This is a genomic window from Paenibacillus sp. FSL R5-0345 (assembly GCF_000758585.1).
In the GTDB taxonomy this organism is placed as follows: Bacteria; Bacillota; Bacilli; order Paenibacillales; family Paenibacillaceae; genus Paenibacillus_AQ.
Window position 1 is genome coordinate 6,538,297 of record NZ_CP009281.1, and the last position, 23,824, is coordinate 6,562,120.

The window sequence follows — 23,824 nt, forward strand, 5'->3', positions numbered from 1 at the left end:
TATAACGGTAATATACAACAAAATGTTAAATCAAACTGTGAGCGTTATGTATCTATCCTTGGACAAAAAAAGAGATATCCTTACGCCTTTGGCGAGCGGGATATCCCCTCTGTATCAGTTATTTATTCATTCATACGTTCCCAAAAACGATGGGCAGTAATTGCCGCGACAAGGCTGGCAGCGAAAACCTCTCCGCCATCTCCAATGATTACACCCGGACTGCTTCTATGCTGGGCCGTTTCAAGTAGTTTAGCATTTTCAGTAGTCACCGCGATGGGCTTAAAGTGAGAATAGGCTTGGTTCAGGAATTGCGCTGTATCTTTATGGAATTTCTTATGTTCCGAATTTCCACCAGCTGCATAAATTGCATCAAAGAGCACCGAATCTGTCGTGGATAAGGTATGAATGACTTCAAGCTCTGTCCCCTTCGAGCCTTTAATAAATCCAAGCTTATCACTGATTATCTCCGGCTGGATCCCGGCTCTCATAAGCGTATCCAGAACAGGCATCACCAAGTCTTCATCAAATCTGCCGCCTATAATCACACCTATTTTACGTGTGTTTGGGTGCTTCTTCGTATTTGCCTGACTTAGTGCCGGGGAGATTTGAGCCACCTCGGAACCGCCTGTTATCGGAGGCGTCGCCCCAATAGCTTCTGCTACAGGCACAGCAAGCTCTAACGTAACGTTCGCGAGCATATCTACAACCTGCTGCCGGACAGACTTACTCTTTACCTTCCCGAGCTCGAATGAATAGGCTTCAATAATATGCGTTTTTTCTGGAGCACTCATGCTGTTCCAGAACAGCTTAGCTTGTGAAAAATGGTCTTCAAAGCTTTTGCTCCGGCTACGCACCTTACGGCCCTCAACCTTCTCCTGATAATGTACATAACCACCTTCAGCCTCTGTTGCAGGTGCAGGCGTATTGTTAGCAAGCGAATTATTATGATAGCTCACTGAACCCTGATTAATCGTCTGCCGTCCATACCCGTCACGCTGATTGTTGTGGAAAGGACATACCGGTCTATTGATCGGCAGCTCATGGAAGTTCGGACCGCCAAGCCGAATCAGCTGAGTATCCGTATAAGAGAACAATCTGCCCTGAAGCAGTGGATCATTGGTGAAATCGATGCCTGGCACCACATGTCCAGGGTGGAAAGCTACCTGCTCCGTTTCGGCGAAGACATTATCCACGTTGCGGTTCAAGGTCATTTTCCCAACAATCTGTACAGGTACATCTTCCTCTGGCCATAGCTTTGTAGGATCCAGCACGTCAAAATCAAACTTAAATTCATCTTCTTCACTTAGAAGCTGAATGCCCAATTCGTATTCCGGAAAGTTGCCAGCTTCAATCGATTCCCATAAATCACGGCGATGAAAGTCAGGGTCCACACCTGATATTTTCTGAGCTTCGTCCCACACCAAAGAGTGTACACCGAGCACCGGTTTCCAGTGAAATTTAACAAAATGGGCTTTTCCTTGCTCATTAATCAACCTGAAAGTATGCACCCCAAACCCTTCCATCATTCTGAAGCTACGTGGAATAGCACGGTCCGACATCAGCCACATTGCCATATGGGCCGATTCTTGGTTATTAGCTATGAAATCCCAAAAGGTATCGTGAGCCGATGCCGCCTGAGGCATTTCATTGTGCGGCTCAGGCTTAAGCGCATGTACTAAATCTGGGAATTTGATTGCATCCTGGATAAAAAAGACGGGCATATTATTTCCTACTAAATCGTAATTCCCTTCCTCAGTATAGAATTTGGTAGAGAATCCGCGGGCATCCCGCACTGTCTCAGCTGATCCCCGTGATCCCGCTACCGTCGAGAATCGGACAAACACCGGTGTCTTCACGGAAGGATCTTGAAGGAATTTCGCCTTCGTATATTCTTTCAGTGATTTATATACTTCAAACTCACCATGAGCAGCAAATCCACGTGCATGCACAATTCTCTCAGGGATTCGCTCATGATCGAAATGCGTCATTTTTTCCCGGAAATGAAAGTCTTCCAGTAAGGTTGGGCCCCGATCACCCGCCTTTAAGGAGAACTCGTCCTCTGATACTTTTAAACCCTGGTTCGTTGTTAAGGTGTGACCTTCATCCTTACTGCGAAACTGTTCCAGTTGCTCATTCTTGCTGTTTCCGTTCACTTTTTGATGTTCACTCATTAACAATGGCTCCTTCCGAAGGTAAAGTAAATATTGTCATGTATCTCTTACCCTTAAGGAAAGATTGGCAAACAAAAAAAGGTCGTATCTAGCACCCACTTGGCACTAAACACGACCTTCTCTCAGTGAATCAGCTTATTTCCTATTTTTGTACTTCTTATTTCACATCGTCGCTAAGAGATCTAAGCCATTTCTCGCTTCCATCTCCATTACGAACCGCTTCATGAGAGAACGTAGCTTCCTGTACATCACCGAAGCCCCAATGGTCCTCTGCAACATCCGGGAATAGCGGTGCCAAACCTTTCAACGGTCCGCGATACAGCATACGATTAATCAGGGTTACCGCTTCGACACGAGTGATTGCATTCTTCGGCTTGAAGGTTCCATCCGGATAACCCGTTAGAAACTTTCCGTTATACAATGCTTCAATCGCATTGCCTGACCAATGACCAGAAGTATCCGTGAAATGTGTCACCGCCGGTGCGCCTGTCTCAAGTTTCAGGAAACGAGCCATAACCGAAGCTAACTCTCCTCTGGTTACAGGTGCGTCCGGACGGAACAACCCGCTCGGATCTCCTGTGAAATACCCGTTCTTCACAGCAATGCGGATATAATTGGTTGCCCAATGCCCCGCACGGATATCGCTGTAAGGAAGAGCATAAGTAATAGTCTCATTCTCCGTTAGTCTAGCCACAATTGCAGCCAGTTCTGCCCGTGTTAGAGAGCCATTTAGCTTAAACTCCTTATCCGGGTATCCTAAAATATAACGGTAATGCTTCAGTTCTCCAAAACGATCGGAGTAGATATTTACCTTCACCAATGCCTTAGCAGAGGATTGCCCGGAGGTAAACTCTCCCGGTACCGTTAAGGCGACCTCTGCAGCATCGATCAATGGCCACTTTACAACAGGAGTAAAGCTACCGCCCTTGCCCACACCTACGTTCGTTACTTTCCATATGATTACGTTACCCGTAACCGTTCCGCCAGCAGCATCTACAACAACTACCCCATCAGGAAGAGTAATCTTTACCTCACCTGTTGCCGATACAGCGGACGAATCGTTCTTGTAAACTACTGTAATCGGTGACTGCTCATTTTCCTTCACTGTGTTCTTCTCTACAGAGAGAGTAAGTGCTACTTTTACGGCCAGATCAGTCGAAGTCGATGGAGTAGCACCAGAAGTGTTAGGCACTGGCTGAAGCTGTACATCATGCCGCACAATATCTGTACCCACAGAAAGAACAGGACTCTTATAATTAATATATCCCTCATTCGTCACCATTAAGTAATAATCCGTATCTGGATAGACCATGTAAGCATAGAAACCATTACTATCGCTCAACTGCTTCGGACTCGCATTATCATTCGGTGCAAATCCTGCAATCACAGGCAATGTAACCTCCCCATTCGGAGTCAAACCTTTACTAGCATTCCGTGGAGTATCCGCGTAATGCAGCATCACTTTTGCACCCTCAATGACATGACCTGTTACAGCGTCAGTGATCGTACCATAAGGATCAACCAGAGACTGTGAAATATTCAATTCACCAGCGGCAGTTACAGCTACTGTATTACGGCTGACTACAATAGATTTTCCAGATTCCAGTTCATAGCGCACTTCAAGCTCATACTGACCTACAGCAAGGCCCTCTGCATTAAATACGCCCTGCGCCTGTAGTGGGAAAGCCTTAGGTTTACCATTCTCCGATACATAGCTGCCATCTTGCTGTTTTAAAAATACACTAGCATGTCCAAGCCATTCGGAGTTCAGCAAGGAAGATTGACCGTTCGTCTGTTTGAAGAGCACCAGACCTGTCAGCGTCTTCTCCGATTCGAAGTTCTCGTCTCCTGAACCCGTTACTTGTCCCACTTTTGCATACTGTTTATACGTAACTTCCGTAGGTATACCGCCCACGTCAACCGTTTGTGTAATCTCCAGCTCATATTTGGCATCGCCTTTAGGCACGACTAGATAATACGCACCCTTCTCATCGGTCACGATATTCTCAATGAAGTCCACACCAGGCTCAATTTTGCCATCACCGTTCAAATCAAGGGTAGCTCGTACTTGAGCACTTGCTACAGGAGTGTTAGATCCCCCCGTTGTAATAAAGCCCTGAATCGAAGCTGGCAAGAATGTAATAGTAATCTCGCTCTTAGCTAATAGACCATGCTCGGCATTGTTCACATTAGCCTGAACAGGTATATTCTGCTCGCTAACCCCTGTGATTTGTGCAGAATGGTAAGTTACCTTCGCAATACCGTTGTCATCGGTCACTGCGCGATCACTACCTACAAATCCGCCAACAGCTGCAGTAAAGACCACTTCAATCCCCTTGATTGGGTTTCCATTACTGTCTTTGAGGACGGCAGTCAACTCTGTTGTAGCCTTACCGTCACCCAAAATGCGTTCTGGATTTGCACTCAGTATCAACTCCGTTTGAACCACCTGATAGTTGTTGTCTATCAGCTTATCCGCCCCTTCACCAGCTAACGGAGCATCACCTGCACCCCAAGCGCTAAATGAAGCTGCATAGCTATTCGCTGGAGTATTCAAAGGCAATACAAACGTGGTGTATTCCCATTGCTTAAATCCGTCAGTCTCGTAAGTAAGCGGATTAGCTAAAGTCAAAGTCACGGAAGTATCAGCAACATTCGCCGTTACCTTCTCAGCCGCAAGCGAGCTCACTGCCGACAGTTTAAGCGGTTGACCTGGTATCGCTTTTACGATAGTTGGATCTCCTTGTTTCTTATTACCAACCCATCCATTCAGTGCTTTATGAAGTTCAATCTTCACGGTTGCTTCAACAGGACTTGTTTGTCCGTCAGCATCGGTCACAACATAAGTGAAGCTGTCTTTACCCGAAATGAAATCAGAGTTTGGCGTGTAAATCCATGTATCCCCTGCCGGATTGCCTGGATCAGCAGGTGTTAATATTCCCTTCAGTGGAGGTGTAGCAATGCCGTACGTAAGACCTGTAACCGTTTCGCGGTCAGTCCCCTTCAGTACAACAGTAAGGGAAGGCACACCCTCATTTCCTTCTACGCTCAGTGCATTAGCCACCGGCAGTCCATTATAAGTAATGATGACCTCGGCAAGATTCTCAGAGTATACCTGACCATCATACCCTTCCCACTTGAATTTCACTTCTGTACCTTCAGCCAGTTTAGTATCTGGAACAAAGGTAAGACTGCCCAGATCAGCTTTACTCAGAACCGCTGGAATACCTGGCTCAAGATAGACTGCTTCTGTCACCGTATTGTTATAATACAGCTGCCCATTAGCAGCAAAGTCTGCTGGAAGAGTGATCCTTACCGTGCTCAGATTACTATTATCATCCTTATAGACATTTGCGAAATCATCTGTTGTAAAAGGAATAGCAGCTCCATGAGCACCTGTCTTATGAATATCTGCGACTACTGGTGGCGCATTGATGGTGATTGTAACATTCTTACTTTCCTTCGCGTATTGCTTGCCATCTGTGCCATTCCATTGGAACGCCACTGTGCCCGTGGTCTCCGCTGTCGGAACAAAGGACAGACTGGCCAGATCTGCCGCGCTGATCTCAACTCCCGGAGTCACCGTCTGTTCAGGTCCATTACCTACACGGTAAACAAGCTTACCTTGACCTTCCACTGGAACCGTAATGATCTTGACCTTAGTAAGCGGATCGTTCTTGCTGTTTACGAATTTATCCGTGAAGTCTTTAGCAATAAAAGGAACTTTATTTCCTTTCTGACTCGACTTCTCAATATGACCCACTGTTGGTGCTGCCGTTGCTGTAATCGTAACTACAGCATCCACCGCCCCGTATTTGGATCCATCATACCCATTCCATTTAAAATCAATATTCCCAGTAAGACCGGTAGTCACTGGAACAAAGGTTAATTGCCCAAGATCATTCACCGAAATTTCATCACCGGCTTTTACTGCCGTTTCATTTAATACTAATTGGCCTTTTTCAGCATCCGGCAATGTAACGATCTGTACCTTCTGCAGCTTAGAACCATAGGCATTACCATTAATTTGATAGTATTTGCCGGAAAATTCATTGGCATTAAAGGCTGTTGGCTCATATTGCAACCCTGCCTTGGTAATATCCTTCACCACCGGATCGAAGGTTGAAAAAGTATAAATATGCTGAGCTTCGCCCGGATTTGTATATTTTTCTCCGCTAGTTCCGCCTCCACGGTCATCAAAGAGAATCACATTTACCGTGTATTCTTTAGACGGACTAAACGTACTGTCCGTAAATTCAGTTTTCCAAGTCTGCTCTTGCCCAGCAGTTGGCTCTTCAAACAGCTTTTTATCGAGCCCTACGTTCTTATCGATTAACTCGCCGTCAAACTCTCTCTTCTCTACAACGCTTACTTCCATGGAATAATCTTTACCCGGTAGCTTAGGAATAAAGCTGGTATCCAGAGTGATCTTTCCATTCTCCACCTTAATCCCTACATTTTCGATCTCTCCGGTCTGCCGTTCACCACCATCAATAACAAGCTGGGCCCAATCCACCTTCATGGTCCAGTTTGTATTAGGAGCAATTGACTCCCGCATATCATTAAAATAATGATGAATCGACAAGCCTACATAGTTGTCGCCTAGAGCAATTCTTCCAAGATCCTCTTTCTTGAAGGGTAAAACCGTTGTATTCCATTGCTCATTTTGCCCAGAAAGCGTTCCCAAGTAGGCGCTTCGAGTAAGTTCTTTCAGATAACCCTGTCCACCGGTACCTACACCGGAAGCCGCGACGTTTGTTTTCCATTTCCCACTGGTCTGCCAAGCTGTATACGGATTTACAAGTGAAATATCAGCAGGATTTTTGGAGAAATACACTCTATCCCATTCACCGTTCGAACCTGCCGCTGTCAGTGATGCGATCTCATCCACATCGTAAGCACGAATCAGCATATTAGCGCTCTGCGTCGGAAGCTTAGCAACTGCCTTGATCTTAAACTCAATCGGATACTTACTATAGTTATCCGCGGTTGTTTTGTTCTGATTCTTAATATCCACGTCCATGTCACCATCGGCTGCTTCCGTGCCTAACGGACCCCCACCCCAATTATCGGTGTCCGTAAAATAAGTTTTACCAGATGATGCATCGGCAGCTTGTACTATGCCGAAAGTCTGTAGCATTGGGCCTGCCAACAGCACTACAGACAACAAAATACCAACTATTTTCTTAAATATTTTTCCATCCATTCTGTATTTATCCTCCCTAGTATAGTTCTTAGGACATAATAAACCATAATAAGGAGGGGATCTGAACAAAATCTGAACAGAAAACAATTTTAACAGTGAAATAAGTCACATTTTATCAAAAAAGGCGGAATCCCGCGAAGCCTCAGCTTCCGAAAATCCGCCTAATCCGTTTATTTCTGGTCTAACCCTTAATCCTACGATACGTCTCTTCATCGGAAACAACATACAGTCTAGCATCCTCGGGAATAGCCTGATCCAGCTTTCGATTGATACTTAGATCGCTACGATCCGCTAATAAGGTTGCACCTTGCAAGAGCAGGTTCTGAAACGCGTCCCCATAAGTCTTCCACGAAGTATTCACTGGAATCTCATAAATATCATCACCATATTTACGGCTCAGCAGCTGCGTTATCACCTCAGAGTTGCCCTCTTGGAGCGCAGAACGAACAGCCAGTCTAGAGATGGCATCATGTGAAAGCACGAACTCGTTTACCTTGACATGCCTGAAATTCTGTATATTCTTCTCTTGCATTATTTCTACAGTCGTATGTACTTGTGGTGCAATTCGCTCAATACTAGAGGCAATTAACAAAGATTTGCCGTCGATCAGCGATGCTTCATCAATCCTTGTGTCCCCGAACACAATGGCAGCTCTTGCTTCATGGATGTTAGCCTTAAGAAGAATCTCATCACTGGAGGCATCGCCGCTTATAAAGTGAACTTGATCCATATGCTCCAGAGGATGACTTCCTGTCTCATCAATGATGACAATATGGCATTTTGGCGAATAGCATAGAATCTCCTCTACGGCAGCTTGTGCTTTCTTACTCCAATTAATTAGAATCACATGGTCCTTTCCACGAAAGCTCAACGTTCCCGCTCCTCTCCTTCTCTGCACCTCCGCAATGGAGTCAATGACCTTACCAATAACCAAGCTGAGGAGGCCGATACCAAAGATATATAGAAACATGGTAAATAGCTTTCCAACTACGGTCTCTGCAAAATAATCCCCATACCCTACGGTCGCCATCGTTGTCATGACCCAATAAAATGCATTAAACCAACTGTGAAACGTATCCGGCTCGATCAGGTAAGCAATCGACGCACTAAGAATTATAAAGATCAGTATGATTAACCCTATCGTCCGTTTACGTAACCGCATCATCTTGGTGGAAATTCTCAGAAAAAGATGCATCTGCCCACCCCTTCTTCACATCAAGCTAACACGCCTTCAGTGTCCTTTAAGGACAGTAAGCGTTTATGAGAGAAATATAGGCTGCCACTCGACGGATGGATCGGGGCAACCTTTGTCCTTAGCCTATTTCAAGTTCGAACTAAACAATTAAACTGCTGACCGCAAATGCAGTCCCAATAAACACCAAGCAAAGCATAGTGCCTACAGCCACATTCCCTTTCTCCAGATGCTCTGAAATCTTAAAGGTTGGGGTTGCCAATTCAAAGATCCAATAAGCCGCTATCAAGCACACATAACCTACCGCAAACCAAATGATCATGTGCAGAATGGAGGTATTCGTATACGCCGCTACGCCAATAATTATAGCCGTTGCCAGAAACTTGCCGCCTAAAGCCAAAGCTACAGCCACATTGCCTTTCTTCAGCTCCTCCATATCTTTAAACGGAGTCATCAAACCAAAGATCACCATGCCTAACACTTGCAAAAGAATAATCACAAACACACTCACAACCAAATTAACCACCATCGTCACTTTGCCCACCCCCGAAATTTCGCATACGCCGAATCATAATCGGCAAAATCATGTACTTCCTCAAGGACTACGGAAGCGGTTTTCTGTTTCTCTAATGCTGTATAACGTTCATCATCAATCGGCTGCTTAATCCGATTACCTGAAGGGAGTTCAAGCACCGCAAAGTTCCTTGTCTTATCCTTATATTTAGTCTTGTATACCCCTACAAGATCAACATCAGTCGTTACCGATACTTTTAGATTGGTAAGATCCTCTGCTGCCGTTTTTTCATCCGCATAAGACTTAATCGTGCTCCATGAAGACAGGCGAACTTCGTTCTTCTGGTCAGCGTCCGTGATTAGCTCGGCATCCATGAACTGAAGAGTCCAAATTTTATCGCCAGTAGCATAATTCCCGTCATTCGGTAGCAGTTCATTATCCGGCAAAACCGTCATGTCACTCCCAATTAAATCCCCTACGGTACTCTCTACCACCCGGTAGTCCCACGGTACCCTTGCTACACTATCTGAAGTTTCAGCTGTTCCTGAATCAAATACACTGCCCTGATTACTGGAACATGCGCTTAGTAACAGTACCGTCAAAAGCATCATACATAAGACTCCGATTCGGGCTTTCTTACTCTTATCCAATTATCTCACTCCCAACGCAATAAAATGACTGGCATTGCCTGTAATCAATCCGCCCGCTCGGCCGAGCATACCACAAGGCTTCCCGTTAATCACGAACATGCCTGTCAGCAGATGAAATTCACCCTCTGATGTCGTTATCCGTGCTAAATCGGCTCTTTTTTGATACACAGTGGGGAAGAGCTGACTACTGTCATAACCGTCTTCATCTTCAAGCTCTAGCGCACCGCTATCATCAAACATGCGCACCGAACCTCCTTCACGGCCAAAAACAGATTTGGACACAAAGTTTCCAGAGAATACAGGCTTATTATAAGTAGGCAAAATATAGCGCGAGATCGTCTCTCGCTCTTCCTTATCGAATAGCAGGCCCAGCTCATACATACCCCACACCGCTGCAACCAGCCCCTTGGACTGGAGCAATATACTGTGAGGGCCGTTAAAGAGTTGAAGATTCCCTTGCTCTACCGCATAAGCGAGGGCATCCCCGCCTTCATCAACAGCCATCCACTCCTTAGGATATAGGGCGAACATCCGCTCAATCACACGGTCCTCCCCATCCTTGAGAATTCCGTTGTCGACCCACAAATCAAGGCAATCCACACACCGAATATCGAGACCACTGTGCTTTACTAATGCTTCAATCGTACCTGAATCTTCGAGATGAGATCCATAAGCCACACATGCTGCAGTATCCGGACGTTCTACCTTCCAAGCTGCCGCAACTTGTTCCTTCATCCCTTGATTTGGACTCTGCACACCAGCTTGCTCACAAATCCATGGTGTAGCTATCGAGGCTTCCACATAACCTGTCGGGGTATCCGCATTTAATTCAAGTAGCTTAATCGTCCCATCATGGGCTATGGCAAAGTCGAATCTGGCATACCGACTAATAAAGCCTTCTTCTGGCATAGGACATCCATCAAGCATCTCCCAAAGTACAGGGGGAATCCCAAGCAGTTCATATAAATCGCGCTTTAGATGTACATAGCGAACGGCCTTATCGAGGATGATCCAGAGTTTTGACGAGGCTTCTTCAAGCTCCTTATAAGTGTCCCTGCGCATTACAGCAACTGCATCTAACCAATACTCTTCATCCTCAAGATCCGCCCAAGTGAACCCAAGCTCATACAACGCTTTGACCCGCGGGCCTCTTTCAAGCTCAGACTGATCTAGAATTTCAAATACACTCTGCTGCTCACTCATCCGCCAAAACCACTCTTGCTTGAGCCTGATCTCGAAGAGGACTTCGAGCCTGAGCTAGATTTAGAGTTCTTCGATGAATTTAATCCGCTGGAAGTGCCACCGATTCCATTCTTTGAAGAAGAACCTCTTCTCGTAATGGAACCTGTTGAGGAAGTCGATGTTTTGGGCTTCACAACAGATCCGGGAACCTTCTTATTCTGGAACTTCTCACTACTATAGGTAGGCGGCTTATAAGTTGTTCTCGTTCCACCATAATAAGTTGGACGGTCCTTAGACCACCCTCTGGAAGAGTAGTTGCCACCACTATTAAACAACATGTGATACAACAGTAAATCATCCCAACCAAAACCTGAATGATAACCGCCATAGTTATTCACTACCGTCGTTCCATTATTGGTAACAACACCCTGACCTTCCTGTTCTACCTCTTGTTCACCTTCTGGATATGGAATATTCCAATCCACATTTTTGTCAAAATAGGCTTTAACCTCTTCGGTAGACCAAGACACTAGCTGTGGTTCATCTCCAGAAGTATTTGCGCTAGCCCCTGCGCCGCCAGGAATAAACATAGCATTCGCTAACAACGCTATGCCTAGCGAAGTAGATAATACTCGAATGGGCTTACCATCAGAGGTGAATAGTTTGGATACAGCAAGTTCCTTATCCTTTTCATCTTTAGACATCGCAAGGTTCTCCTTCCTTTATCTCAATCATTCAGTGTGCATCGGAACAAGCAGAAGCTCCAGCTTGCCTTCATCGACATTCAGCCGTCCTTCAACCGTTTCATATTCAACACTGCCCACCACAATATAATTGACATGCTCTAGCGCTGCGATCATATTCATGCTCCACGTGCGTTCCTCAATGACTCGCAGCCCGCCTTCCGGCATTTTTTCAAATAAGATAACATTCATCCCATTGTCCATTATTACCATTCCTTCCTAAGTTCTGCTATAGCATCTGATACGTCTTTATTACCTTTTCGTTTCAGTTCTAAGCGTGTGTAGACTGCCCAGCTTTGCTCTTGGCATTAGAACGTCTATATAAAAGAAGAATTCCTAACGAGCACAAGCTAACGAGGAGCAACACGCCGTATACATGCTGATATGCTTTTGCTGGGGAGATATCACGCTGAGCATGCAGCAAAATCCCGCAGACTGCAACAGATACAGAGCCTCCGAAGAATTGAACCAGTTGTAAAAGCCCCATGCCCGAACCGATCCAAGTCCTCGGAAGAACGATAGAAGCTTCATTGTTTAAGGATGCCATCGTAGCTGAGAAAGCGGGAGAGAAGCATAGATAACCTAGCAGTAGCACTACAGGTGATACAGAAAGATTCAGAGCAAACACAGCCATAACGGCTGCAAGTATACAATGTCCGATCACTAGGAAGCGTATATTACCGTATCGATCAATAAACCGTCCCACATAACGGGTCAGAAATGCAGATACTAACGCGCCCGGTGCGATAAACAAACCAATCATCAACGCTGACTTATCGAACAGATTAGCGAGCGCAAGCGGCATCAGAAACAAGTTTCCTAAGTTCAATACCAGAATACAAAAGCCTACGGCAACCAGTTTCAAGTAACCTGGCATGGTAAGCAGCTGCGGATTAATGAACGATTCCTTGGCCTTCTTTAGATGTAAGGCATGCACGATAATAGACACTACACCCACCGCTAGCCATACAAGCGACTGGGTAGTTACGGCTACCAGTAGACTTGCCGCATTTACAACGGTCAGCGCCGCTCCCAGGATGTCAAAGCTAGCAGGCTGTGGCTGCTCCTTAGGCAATAACCGCAGCAGTACCGGCAGCACGATAAGCACAAGACAAGTAATGCCGAACAATCCATTCCAGCCAAAGTACTGGCTGATGACGCCTCCGACAATAGGACCCAAACCAAAGGCCATTGCACTACCCGCCGAGATCATCGCAATTGCAGCACCCCGTCTTTCAATCGGAACGTAGCGGCTAGCGAGTACAAGACCCAATCCAGCCATGGATCCGGCACCCGCAGATTGCACGATTCTCGTGATTAATAGTAACTTAAAGTCATGTGCGAACAATCCAAACACGGATGCCAGTCCAAGCGTAATTAAACCAATGGTCAAGAGCTTACGAATCGGCACCAAGTCGGATAACCGGCTATAAATAACTGTCGATAATGCATATCCAATCGAGTAGCTAGAAATGACCCATGAGCCTAGATCAGCAGAGATTTGGAGATCCTTAATAATGGTTGGAAGCGATACATTAAACATCGTTGTATTCATCACTACAATAAAGAGGCACATCGTCCATAATGGCATGACAATTTTATCATTCATTACAACTTTCTCATTCATTCTTATTCCATCCCTGTCCTAATTTATCTATACGTTCCAAACTAATTTTATGCCTATAAAAAGAGGTTGGCAATTAGAATAGGGATTACTTACGCCACATCAATCCACACACTAGTTCGAACAGATCTATATAGTTGCGCGGATTTTTACCCGTCAATGTATGAATGCGGTTAAGTCGGTAATTCAGTGTATTTCGGTGAATATTCAACTTCTGGACTGTTCGATTATGATCTCCATTCTCCGCAATAAATACTTGCAGTGTTTCAATCAGACCCGTCTTATCTCCCGACTGATCTAGAGGAGCATAAATCGTCCCGGTCCGCTCATCCCCATCATAAGATAAGTGTATTAGAAACTTGAGTTCCGCATAGTTGTAGAGCTTCTTAAATGGATCGACTCTACTGCCAATATTAATGGCCGCCTGTGCCTGTTCAAGGGAATAAGCAGCTAGCTCTTCTGCCTCACCAGAGCCAATGCGTCTTACATCACCGCACACACTAAGTTTTCCTATCAGCTCTTTGTAGAGAAACCCATCCGTGATAAAAAACACAGCCTTATCATTCTCCAAATTCCAGTAATGCGGATAGGATCTAGAAACATTTCTGAACTCTTTCCCGTTTACGTCTCCATCCACTAGGATTGCCCAGCATTTCTTCTTGAGATCTAGTCCATAGCTACTCGCCCGCTCTAGAAACTCAAGATCATACGCCTCTTTACGATAAGATAATTCATGATAAAATTTCACACGCCTTACTCTGTCATCCTGCTCCTGCTTATTCCTTGCTTCCTGTTCTATAAGTAATATAGTAGTAACTCTGACCAGCTTGCTAAACGGTCTAACCTCATCCGGATGTCCCGTAATGCCCACGACACCCAAAACTTTATGATCTATAATAATGGGTTCATTCACCCCCGGCTTCATACCACTGCCATCTTCGTATACTTCAAAGACATGCCCACTTTGAATGGCTATTCTCGCTCCCTCATGTAAGGTCCCGACCCGTTTTAGATCTCCACTCCCTACAATAAAGCCGTTCTCATCCATAACATTAATGTTATAAGGAACTACACTCATCATTTCCTGTGCGATTTGTCCTGCGAGTGATTTCGATATCTTCATGTCTGCCCCTCCTGTTCCCGTATATTCTACTCAGAAAACCTCTACTTTAAAAAGAAACAAGAAGAAACGGTTGTCGTCCTCAAAAGACGATAACCGTTTCTCGTAGTAATATAAGGTTGTGAAATCTCTCCGCAGCTTTTTATAATGATCTACCTTGTTTCAGCATGATTAACCGTGCCACGTTCTCAGCGGTTCTTTCCAGATTCTCTTGCCCTTGCTTCAGGGCATCCTCCAATAAAGCCGCACCGGGCATGATGCCAAAAATAGCATCGATTCCTTTATCATACAGCACTTCCGTCTGATCACCGATTCTTCCAGCGAAGGCCAACACAGGTTTATTATATTTCTTAGCGACCTGTGCAACGCCTAGCGGTGTCTTGCCATATTGGGTCTGGAAATCGATGCTTCCTTCCCCGGTCCACACCATATCGGCCTGCTGTACCTTTTCTTCAAGTCCGGTGTAGTCAATAACAAGCTCAATTCCCTTTTTTAACACTCCGTTTAAGAATACCACCAGTCCTGCGCCAAGTCCGCCCGCTGCACCAGCTCCAGGCATTTCCTTAATATCGATTCCAAGCTGTTCCTTGATAACACTCGCATAATGATGAAGGTTGCTGTCGAGCTGTTTGATCATCTCTGAAGTTGCACCCTTTTGCGGACCAAACACGCTCGAAGCACCCGTCGGACCACATAAGGGATTCGTAACATCACAAGCTACTTCAACCTGTACATCCTTCAGACGAGGGTCAAACCCAGTCAGATCAATATTGGCTAATCTGCCGAGCTCACCACCGCCGAATAACAGCTCATTCCCCTCTTCATCCAGTAGTCTGCCGCCCAATGCTTGAACCATACCGGCGCCTCCATCATTAGTGGCACTGCCACCGATACCAATCAGCAGCTTACGGACCCCACGGTCGAGACAAGCTTTAATTAATTGTCCTGTGCCGTAGGTTGTTGTAATCAGAGGGTTTCGTGTCTCAGGAGACACCAGCTGAATGCCGCTCGCACTGGCCATTTCCAGAACCCCCGTCAATCCATCACCTGTAATTCCGTAGGATGCACTAACTTCATTGCCGAGCGGGCCTTTAACTTTAGTAATATACACGGTACCTTCGGTTGCATCGACCAAGGACTGCATCGTTCCTTCGCCGCCGTCAGCCATGGGTACATGAATACAATTTATATTAGAATTCACTTTATGAATGCCTCTTTCCATGGCTTCACAAGCTTCTTTAGCTGTCATGCTTTCTTTGAAAGAATCGGGTGCCAGAACGATAACCAAATCTTTTTTCATAGAATATCCATCCCTTCTAGTTCGAAATAATCGTTATAGGATAAAGCCGTATAGTATAGTAGCGACGATAGCCATCGTCAGACCCACGAGACTTTCATAAGGAATCAGTGACATCCGGTCCTTGATGTTCATCTTAACGGAATCAGCAGTGACGTGGAAGAAGTTACCGTGCGGCAGATGGTCAATTACTGTAGCCCCGGTGTGCACCATAATCGCCGCATTAAGCGGTGCTGTGCCCATAGATAGAATAGCGGGACCGAACGATCCGGCAGCCACAATCGAAGCCGTTGATGTGGACGCTGTAGCGGCCGCCATCAAGATACCTGCAATCGGAGCCAGGAAGGTTCCGGAGATGCCCATAGCTGTAATTGCATCAACAACCGTAGCGCTCAAGTCAGACTTTGAGATAATACCAGCGATGGCACCGGCACCAATCAGGATAATAGCTGTACCAGTCATTTTATTCAAACCGGATGTTGTAAAGGAAATGATGTTCTTCGTCTGTTTCATAGCAATCAGTCCAATGATACCGGCAAGAGGCAAGATGATCATAGAGTCAACTTTAAAGGATTTCAGCAATTCGATATTCAGAATGTTTCCGACCGGATTAATGGCCAGAAGCAAAATAGCGACAACTGGAGCGACGATAGCACGGCCGAAGCTTGGTTTAACCTTAGTGGTATCTTCCTCTTTTGTGACAACATCGCCGTCTGCAATTTTCACACCTTTATTGACCAAGAGATTAGCAATAATAACAGTAACAATCAGACCTGCAACGGCTGGAATAAATCCATGGATCATAACCTGAGCTAAATCCACATCAAAGCCCTTCGCTACGGCAATGGTGTTTGGGTTTGGAGAAATAATATTACCTGCTTTACCGCCACCGACCAGTGCGAGCAGCAAAGCTGTTTTGGAAATACCGATTTTCTTGCCTACGGACAAAGCAATTGGAGCGACGATAATGATCGCTACCGTGATGAATACACCGACTGCTGTAATAATCATTGTAGCCAGTGCTATAGACAATAAGGCTTTCTTTTCACCAAGCTTATCTACGATGGTCTCGGCCATCCGTTCGGCTGCACCTGATTCAATCAGTACCCCCGCCAGCACACCTGCTGCGAGTACACGCACAACTGCACCCATTACACTATTCGTTCCATCGATAATATACTGTACCGTTTCCGCAATAGAAGCGCCGCCCAATATCCCTCCGGCAATTGCGCCTAAAAAGAGTGCGTAGACCGGATTAACCTTTTTAAAAATCAATACGACGGCTAATATCAATCCTGCAACAGCGCCCATCCAGTTAATTACTGTGCCTTCCATCTCTAGTTGCCCCCTTAATATAAAAGTATGACACTGTAAAGTGTGTGTTTTGATAACGCTTTCTAAACTGAGTATACTGCGCTTACAAACTCAATTATATTGACGGGACAACCTATTTTTTTGTGCAAATGCACAAGCCCCGAACACAAAAAAAAGACCAAGCTTAGGTTTCAGTACACCAGAGCTTGGTCTTTTATCATGAATTAAATAAGTTTAGGAGACTTGAGATTCCTTAGCGAGAACAGGTATGGTGTTATCCTCTACCTGCACATCATCCTTTGTCTTGGAGAGGAAAATGTTCAGTACAATCGCTGTAAGCGAACCGGATACGATACCGTTCTGCAGCAGCATCCGAGCAAATTCAGGCAGCTCTGCGAACATTGCAGGAAGTGTTGCTGAACCTAATCCAACAGCGATACTGCAAGCAGCAATCAGTAGATTACCATCCTTACGGAGATCCACATCGGATAGAATGGATATCCCGGAAACGGCAACCGATCCGAACATGACAATCATGGCCCCACCAAGTACGGCATTCGGTACAATCGTCGTCAAGGCAGCCAGCTTAGGCAAAAGACCCAGTACAATCATGATCCCGCCAGCGGCAAAAATAACATTACGGGTCTTAATGCGAGACAGCGAAATCAAGCCCACATTTTGAGAAAAAGCGGTGTATGGGAAAGCATTAAAGATTCCGCCCAGCATAATAGCTACACCCTCGGAACGCAGTCCGTTTACGATCTGCTTCTGTTCAACTTTCTGATCAATTACCTTACCTACTGCAAAATAAACCCCCGTAGATTCCACCATACTAACAATATTAACGATGATCATAGTGAAGATTGCAGTAAGACTGAACTCAGGCCATCCGAAGTAGAACGGCTGTGCGATGCTCACCCAAGAAGCGTCACCTACCGTAGAAAAGTTAACGATACCCATTCCATAAGCAATCGCAGTACCCACCACTAAGCCCACCAGAACAGATATCGAGCGTAGGAATCCTGTGGCGAAACGGTTAACCGCTAAAATGACAAGCAATGTAATCAGTGCAAGCAGCAAATTGCGAGGTTGTCCAAAATCAGCGCTGCCTTCTCCGCCAGCAACATTATTCATAGCTACCGGAATAAGAGATAGCCCGATAATAGTCACGACAGAACCCGTTACAATGGTCGGGAAGAACTTCAGCAGCTTCCCATAAAGCGGGGCCGCAAGTACAACGAACAACCCGGAAATGATGATGGCACCGTACGCAGTCGCCAGATTATGGGTCGAAGCAATGGCGATAATTGGGCCAACTGCTGTAAAGGTACATCCAAGAATAACGGGGAGTCTGCTACCAAAATACTTGGTGCCCATAATTTGCAGCAACGTAGCCAATCCGCAAGTGAACAAATCGGCTGCGATGAGGTAGGCCATCTGAGTTCCATTCAGCTTCAAGGCGCCCCCAACAATCAGCGGTACGATAACTGCTCCTGCATACATGGCTAGTACATGCTGAAGACCTAACGTAAATACCTTTTGCTTGCTTAACATCCCGCACTCTCCTTGATTTTCTCTAATGAGCTTTCATTATCAATGAAGTGAATTTCACCTGGTGACATAGATGCAATACGTGCCAAGGCATGGACTTCTATGCCTCTGTTCTCCAGAAGGCTCCGACCTTCTTGGAAGCTCTTTTCAATGACACATCCGACGCCAAGGAGCTCTGCTCCAGCCTCTTTCACGATATCAACCAGTCCTACAAGTGCAGCACCAGTAGCGAGGAAATCATCCACAATAAGCACTTTGTCATTCGGTCCAAGATATTTCTGGGAGACGCTGACCAAATAATCCTCTTGGCGTGTAAAGGAATGCACCGGCGCTGAGTAGACAGCCTCTGAGAGCGTTACTGCTTTCTTTTTCTTCGCGTAAATAAACGGTACACCTAATGCAATCGCAGTAGCCATGGCGAACTGAATTCCACTAGCTTCAATGGTAATCACTTTGGTAATCGGTTGATGACCGAACAATTTTTTGAACTCCTGACCGATTTGCAGCGCTAGCTCCGTATCGACCTGATGATTCAGAAATGAATCTACCTTCAGTACCGTATCTGATAAAATGAGACCCTCTTGTCTAATGCGCTCTTGAAGTACTTTCATCGTGAACTAATCTCTCCTCTTCATTAAAAAAACAAAAAAAGGACAAATCCCTTGAGTCGTTTCTCTCAAGTGAATCTGTCCTTCTGGGCTTTTGTCCCTTAGTGGTGTAACACTGCATAGTGTCCGCATCGCTCGGTCCAGACCTTTCCTCCAAAGAAGAAAGCGGAACCCTAGATGCGCTATTTCACTCATAGTCGGATAATTGCGATGGTTATCCGGTAGAAACTTATGGGCCATATCCCCAAGATTATATGAGTTTTATTAATGTTCGATATGAATACCTTGTATATCTTACACGCTCTGTCTGGTGCTTACAAGCAAAATTTTTAGTATTTTGCATACCATTTTCAGGTTATTTTCACCAAATTCAATTGTTTACATTTAGTAGTGGTTACTCCAAGATCTTCTGCGCCGTTTCTTCGGTTGTTACGAGGACATTCATGTACCCGCCGTTTAGCGCTCCTAAGATCCCCGAAACCTTCTCCAGCGATTCCGCTACACCAATCGAGTACCTCGCTCGCTTGATCTGCTCCAGCTCAATGGTCAGCGTTCGGTCCGATATTGCTGTGCGTACAGGCACTCCATTGCCATCATAAAAACGTGAGCAAATATCGCCTGCTACTTTCCCGTCCTCCAGCTCATCAATCACAGCATCGCCATAAAACCCACGCCATGCCTCTTCGCCTTTAATTTCCGGTGATCCAATGCCGAATATAGCGATATCCAGCCGATCCCATGCCTTGGCAATGGTCTGGTAATACTGCGAACGCATTAGCTGATCTCTGGTTTCCTTTTGCTCCGTGATCGCTGGCACGTCAATCATTAATGAGCGCGCACCCCACTTTAAGGCAGCTTGGTAGCAGATATTATTGACATGGTATCCGCTCTCCATCTTTCCAGATGGACCACCCACCGTAGGAACACAAGTTACAAAAGGCCTCTGTGCGACGGTCAGATTGTCTACAACAGCAGCTAAGCTGCTTCCCCAAGAGAACCCAATCGTATCTTTCGGCTGAACCACTTGCTCCAGCCATTTCGCGCAAGCTTGTCCAATAGCTTTACGTTTGACCACTCCGGACTGAGCCGGATCTACCTCTACAACAATAGCTTCCTTCAGCCCGAACCGTTCTTTCAGCTCCTGCTCCAGTGTACAATGATCTCCAATATCGTAATTGATGGTGATCGTAACGATGCCTTCTTCACGGACTCTCTTCAGCATCCTGCTAATGGTTGTGCGATATATACCAAGTTCATTCGAAATTTCATTTTGCGTTAAATTCTGCTCATAATACATTTGTGCAATCTTAATGAGCAACTTCTTGTCTTCTTTTCGATCCATGATGAACTCCTCGCTTTTTTCAAGGATTTGACGGATTCAGAACCCCTCGTTATACTGTAGACGATTATTTTGCACATTTTTTATTATATTGCACAAATGTGCTTACTATCAATTTTTTAACGGAGATGATCGGCTTTGAATATGGACTTTAGGAAGAAAAGTTGCGCCGCAGAAGCTCTGAAGTATATTAAGAACGACACAACCATTGGTCTTGGCGGGGGTAGTACGATTTCCTACTTAATCGGGAATATTAAAGAAGCAGATCTTCGGGTAAAGGTAGTTACCCCCTCCTTCACTACAGCTTCACTCTGTGTCCAGAATGGATTGCAGGTCATCCCAACTTGGTCTGTTGAGCGAATAGCTGTTGCTTTTGACGGCTGTGATGAGGTGGATGAGCAACTGCATGCGCTCAAGAGCGGCGGCGGCATTCATACGAAAGAAAAACTGATTGCCAGTATGGCCGATCAATATATATTGCTGGTAGATGAAACAAAGCTTGTGAACAAGTTAACCTTCAAGCATCCCGTAGTCTTGGAAGTTCTTAAGGATGCCCTTAGTTATGTTCAACATTCTGTGAAATCGCTGGGCGGAAAGCCTGAGATCCGAACAAGCACAAGTAAAGATGGGTATACGGTCAGTGATCACGGCAATGTGCTGCTGGATGTCTTTTTTGACAAGGTAGAGGATAGCACTGCCCTTCAAACTAAACTCAAAGCCATTAACGGGGTCATTGAGACCTCCCTATTCACAAAAGAAGTTACTGCAGCACTTGTGGCTGGTTCGGATGGAATCAAAATTATCTCTAAGTAGAATCAAACAATCTAAACAGGCGAGGTGCTAACAATGAGCAATCTAAAGTGGGCAATCATCGGCCCGGGAAGTATCGCTACTGAATTTGCGGCTGCCCTTAATGACATCGGCGGGACCTTATATGCAGTAGGATCACGGACCTTAGCGAAAGCCCAGGCGTTCGCGAGTCAATATGGAGCGGAAAAGGCCTATGGGAATTACAGCGAAATGCTGCAAGACCCGGAAATCAATGTCGTCTATATCTCTACACCACATAGCAATCATTACGAATACATCATGGAGAGCTTGCAGAATAACAAACATGTCCTCTGTGAAAAAGCAATCACCGTAAATAGCAGACAGCTACAGGAAATCGCCGAGCTTGCTAAGCAAAAAAGCTTAGTCGTCGCAGAAGCTATGACCATCTACCATATGCCACTGTACAAAAAGCTACGGCAAATCGTGGAGGAAGGCAAGATCGGGCGCCTAAAAATGGTGCAGGTCTCCTTCGGCAGCCATAAGGAATATGATGTGAACAACCGCTTCTTCAACAAAGAACTGGCGGGCGGAGCACTGCTGGATATCGGAACGTATGCCTTATCCTTCACAAGATTTTTCCTGTCCAAACAACCACATGAAATTCTAACGACGGTGAAACGTTTTGAGACAGGCGTTGATGAACAATCCGGAATCATACTGAACAACGATGCAGATGAAATGGCGGTCATCTCCCTTACCATGCGCTCCAAAATGCCTAAACGCGGCGTCGTTGCTGGAGAACTTGGCTTTATTACCGTTGATAATTTTCCGCGGGCCTCTAAAGCTACAATTCAATATTTAGATGGCACCTTAGAAACGATTGAAATCGGCGATTCTTCTATAGCGCTGCAATACGAAATAGAGGATATGCAGCGCTATATCGCGGAAAAAGGCAACCAGGAAACCCTTAATCTTTCCTTAGATGTTATGGACATTATGAGTAATGTTAGGGAACAATGGGGAATCAAATACAGCTTCGAATAACATCCTGAACACAATAGATCAATCATCAAAGCGTTGGTATTCTCATGAGTTCATGGGGTCCAACGTTTTTTTTGGCGGATAATATTCTAGAAATGGCTGACAATATCCTTAGGCGATAACTAATAGGTACTTTTTAGTACCTATAGCACTTTAAAGTACGTACTATACTTAATGGATACATGGCTTCATAATTGCACTTACCGGCCGGTGAATTAACAGAGTGTAGGAGTGAAAGACATGTTGCTAGACCAAAAAAGAAGTACCCTAGCCCTCTTGGCTTTAGCCATTAGTGCCTTTGCGATCGGAACCACCGAGTTTATCAGCGTGGGGCTACTGCCACTTATCGCCGATGACCTGCATATACCGCTAACCACAGCTGGATTAACTGTTACTTTGTACGCCTTAGGGGTAACTTTTGGCGCCCCTATCTTAACATCCCTGACTACGGCAATATCGCGCAAAGCATTATTGCTGATCATCATGATTGTTTTTATCATTGGCAATAGCCTTGCCGCGGCTGCGGACGGTATTACTATTCTGCTAATAGCAAGAATAATATCCGCCCTTTCACACGGTCTGTTCATGTCGATTGCTTCGACCATTGCCGCCGACCTCGTGCCTGAGAATCGTAAAGCCAGTGCTATTGCGATTATGTTCACAGGACTAACCGTAGCTACCGTAACCGGTGTTCCACTGGGTACCTTTCTAGGGCAACAGTTAGGCTGGCGAGCGGCATTCATCGCCATTATTGTTATCGGGCTTATAGCGCTCATCAGTAATCTCATCTTGGTCCCTGCTACAGGGCTGCGCAAAGGTACCCGAACACCGCTTCGTGAACAAGTCAAGCTCGTGACGAACGGACGGCTACTGCTGGCGTTTGCAATCACCGCTTTAGGGTATGGAGGTACCTTTGTAGTCTTTACTTATTTATCTCCACTTCTTCATGAAATCAGCGGCTTCAAAGAGAGCACCGTTGCCATTATCCTTCTTGTATATGGCATAGCTATTGCCATTGGCAATGTCATTGGAGGCAAAGTAGCTAACCGTAAACCTATGAATGCCCTGTTCTACATGTTTGCTGTACAAGCTGTTGTACTGTTCGTCTTAACCTTTACTGCACCCTATAAAGTGGCTGCATTACTCACGATCTTCTTTATGGGATTGTTAGCCTTCATGAACGTACCCGGTCTACAGGTACATGTAGTTACACTTGCAGATCGATATGCTCCGAGTGCAAGAGACGTCGCTTCTGCGCTAAATATTGCTGCTTTTAACGCTGGTATCGCCATTGGCGCCTATCTTGGCGGTATTGTGACGGATCACATGGGACTGATTCATACCACTTGGGTGGGTGCTATAATGGTTCTCTCCGCAGTATTCTTAACCGCCTGGAGTCGTGCGCTGGAGAAGAAAGACGAGACTCTTCTCCAGTCCGAAGCTGCTTAATCAGCTGTGCATTTACAAACCAATCAAACTTTTAAATATCTTAGGAGGTAAT

At 45.5% G+C, this 23,824-nt stretch carries 18 protein-coding genes and 1 riboswitch; of the genes, 3 read left to right on the forward strand and 15 right to left on the reverse strand.

Annotated features, from left to right (window positions below; all coding sequences use genetic code 11):
• Positions 1 to 122: 122 nt before the first annotated feature.
• The 15 genes from R50345_RS28855 to R50345_RS28925 all read right to left on the reverse strand — a co-directional run bounded on the left by R50345_RS28855 (position 123) and on the right by R50345_RS28925 (position 20,514).
• Positions 123 to 2,171, reverse strand: a complete 2,049-nt coding sequence (locus tag R50345_RS28855; protein WP_042131536.1) for a catalase — start codon at positions 2,169 to 2,171, stop codon at positions 123 to 125.
• A gap of 157 nt (positions 2,172 to 2,328) precedes the next feature.
• A complete protein-coding gene (locus R50345_RS30560; protein WP_052414770.1) occupies positions 2,329 to 7,377 on the reverse strand; it encodes an S-layer homology domain-containing protein in 5,049 nt (1,682 codons plus the stop codon).
• 181 nt (positions 7,378 to 7,558) lie between these two features.
• Positions 7,559 to 8,542 (reverse strand): potassium channel family protein, encoded by a 984-nt coding sequence (locus tag R50345_RS28865; RefSeq protein WP_331281347.1) that lies wholly within the window; start codon positions 8,540 to 8,542, stop codon positions 7,559 to 7,561.
• 169 nt (positions 8,543 to 8,711) lie between these two features.
• Positions 8,712 to 9,104 (reverse strand): DUF350 domain-containing protein, encoded by a 393-nt coding sequence (locus tag R50345_RS28870; protein WP_042131538.1) that lies wholly within the window; start codon positions 9,102 to 9,104, stop codon positions 8,712 to 8,714.
• The gene (locus R50345_RS28875) at positions 9,101 to 9,694 is read right to left on the reverse strand and encodes a hypothetical protein (RefSeq protein ID WP_197069824.1); all 594 of its coding nucleotides are present in this window, start codon (positions 9,692 to 9,694) and stop codon (positions 9,101 to 9,103) included. Before R50345_RS28875 ends, R50345_RS28870 begins: the two co-directional genes overlap by 4 nt.
• Before the next feature lie 39 nt (positions 9,695 to 9,733).
• A complete protein-coding gene (locus R50345_RS28880) occupies positions 9,734 to 10,936 on the reverse strand; it encodes a glutathionylspermidine synthase family protein (RefSeq protein WP_042131540.1) in 1,203 nt (400 codons plus the stop codon).
• Complete coding sequence (locus tag R50345_RS28885; RefSeq protein WP_042131541.1) at positions 10,933 to 11,619, reverse strand: hypothetical protein; 687 nt, start codon at positions 11,617 to 11,619, stop codon at positions 10,933 to 10,935. Before R50345_RS28885 ends, R50345_RS28880 begins: the two co-directional genes overlap by 4 nt.
• Before the next feature lie 27 nt (positions 11,620 to 11,646).
• Entirely contained in the window at positions 11,647 to 11,862 is a 216-nt protein-coding gene (locus tag R50345_RS28890; protein ID WP_042131542.1) for a hypothetical protein, read from the reverse strand.
• 67 nt (positions 11,863 to 11,929) lie between these two features.
• Positions 11,930 to 13,285, reverse strand: coding sequence for an MFS transporter (locus tag R50345_RS28895; RefSeq protein WP_231573974.1), 1,356 nt, complete (start codon positions 13,283 to 13,285; stop codon positions 11,930 to 11,932).
• Positions 13,286 to 13,370: 85 nt separating this feature from the next.
• On the reverse strand, positions 13,371 to 14,405 hold the full coding sequence (locus R50345_RS28900; RefSeq protein ID WP_042131543.1) for a CdaR family transcriptional regulator: 1,035 nt from the start codon (positions 14,403 to 14,405) through the stop codon (positions 13,371 to 13,373).
• Between the two features lie 139 nt (positions 14,406 to 14,544).
• Entirely contained in the window at positions 14,545 to 15,702 is a 1,158-nt protein-coding gene (locus R50345_RS28905; RefSeq protein WP_042131544.1) for a glycerate kinase family protein, read from the reverse strand.
• A 33-nt stretch (positions 15,703 to 15,735) separates the two neighbouring features.
• Positions 15,736 to 17,034, reverse strand: coding sequence for a GntP family permease (locus R50345_RS28910; protein ID WP_042131545.1), 1,299 nt, complete (start codon positions 17,032 to 17,034; stop codon positions 15,736 to 15,738).
• A gap of 213 nt (positions 17,035 to 17,247) precedes the next feature.
• Entirely contained in the window at positions 17,248 to 18,567 is a 1,320-nt protein-coding gene (locus R50345_RS28915; RefSeq protein WP_042131546.1) for a nucleobase:cation symporter-2 family protein, read from the reverse strand.
• Positions 18,561 to 19,175 (reverse strand): xanthine phosphoribosyltransferase, encoded by a 615-nt coding sequence (locus R50345_RS28920; protein WP_042131547.1) that lies wholly within the window; start codon positions 19,173 to 19,175, stop codon positions 18,561 to 18,563. Before R50345_RS28920 ends, R50345_RS28915 begins: the two co-directional genes overlap by 7 nt.
• A gap of 171 nt (positions 19,176 to 19,346) precedes the next feature.
• A riboswitch (purine riboswitch) is annotated at positions 19,347 to 19,450 on the reverse strand.
• A gap of 116 nt (positions 19,451 to 19,566) precedes the next feature.
• Entirely contained in the window at positions 19,567 to 20,514 is a 948-nt protein-coding gene (locus R50345_RS28925; RefSeq protein WP_042131548.1) for a sugar-binding transcriptional regulator, read from the reverse strand.
• A gap of 141 nt (positions 20,515 to 20,655) precedes the next feature.
• On the opposite strand from R50345_RS28925, the gene rpiA reads away from it, so the two are divergent.
• From rpiA to R50345_RS28940, 3 genes are all read left to right on the forward strand, one after another.
• On the forward strand, positions 20,656 to 21,324 hold the full coding sequence (rpiA, locus tag R50345_RS28930) for a ribose 5-phosphate isomerase A (RefSeq protein ID WP_042132559.1): 669 nt from the start codon (positions 20,656 to 20,658) through the stop codon (positions 21,322 to 21,324).
• 33 nt (positions 21,325 to 21,357) lie between these two features.
• On the forward strand, positions 21,358 to 22,326 hold the full coding sequence (locus R50345_RS28935; protein ID WP_042131549.1) for a Gfo/Idh/MocA family protein: 969 nt from the start codon (positions 21,358 to 21,360) through the stop codon (positions 22,324 to 22,326).
• A 237-nt stretch (positions 22,327 to 22,563) separates the two neighbouring features.
• A complete protein-coding gene (locus R50345_RS28940) occupies positions 22,564 to 23,772 on the forward strand; it encodes an MFS transporter (RefSeq protein ID WP_042131550.1) in 1,209 nt (402 codons plus the stop codon).
• Positions 23,773 to 23,824 lie beyond the last annotated feature (52 nt).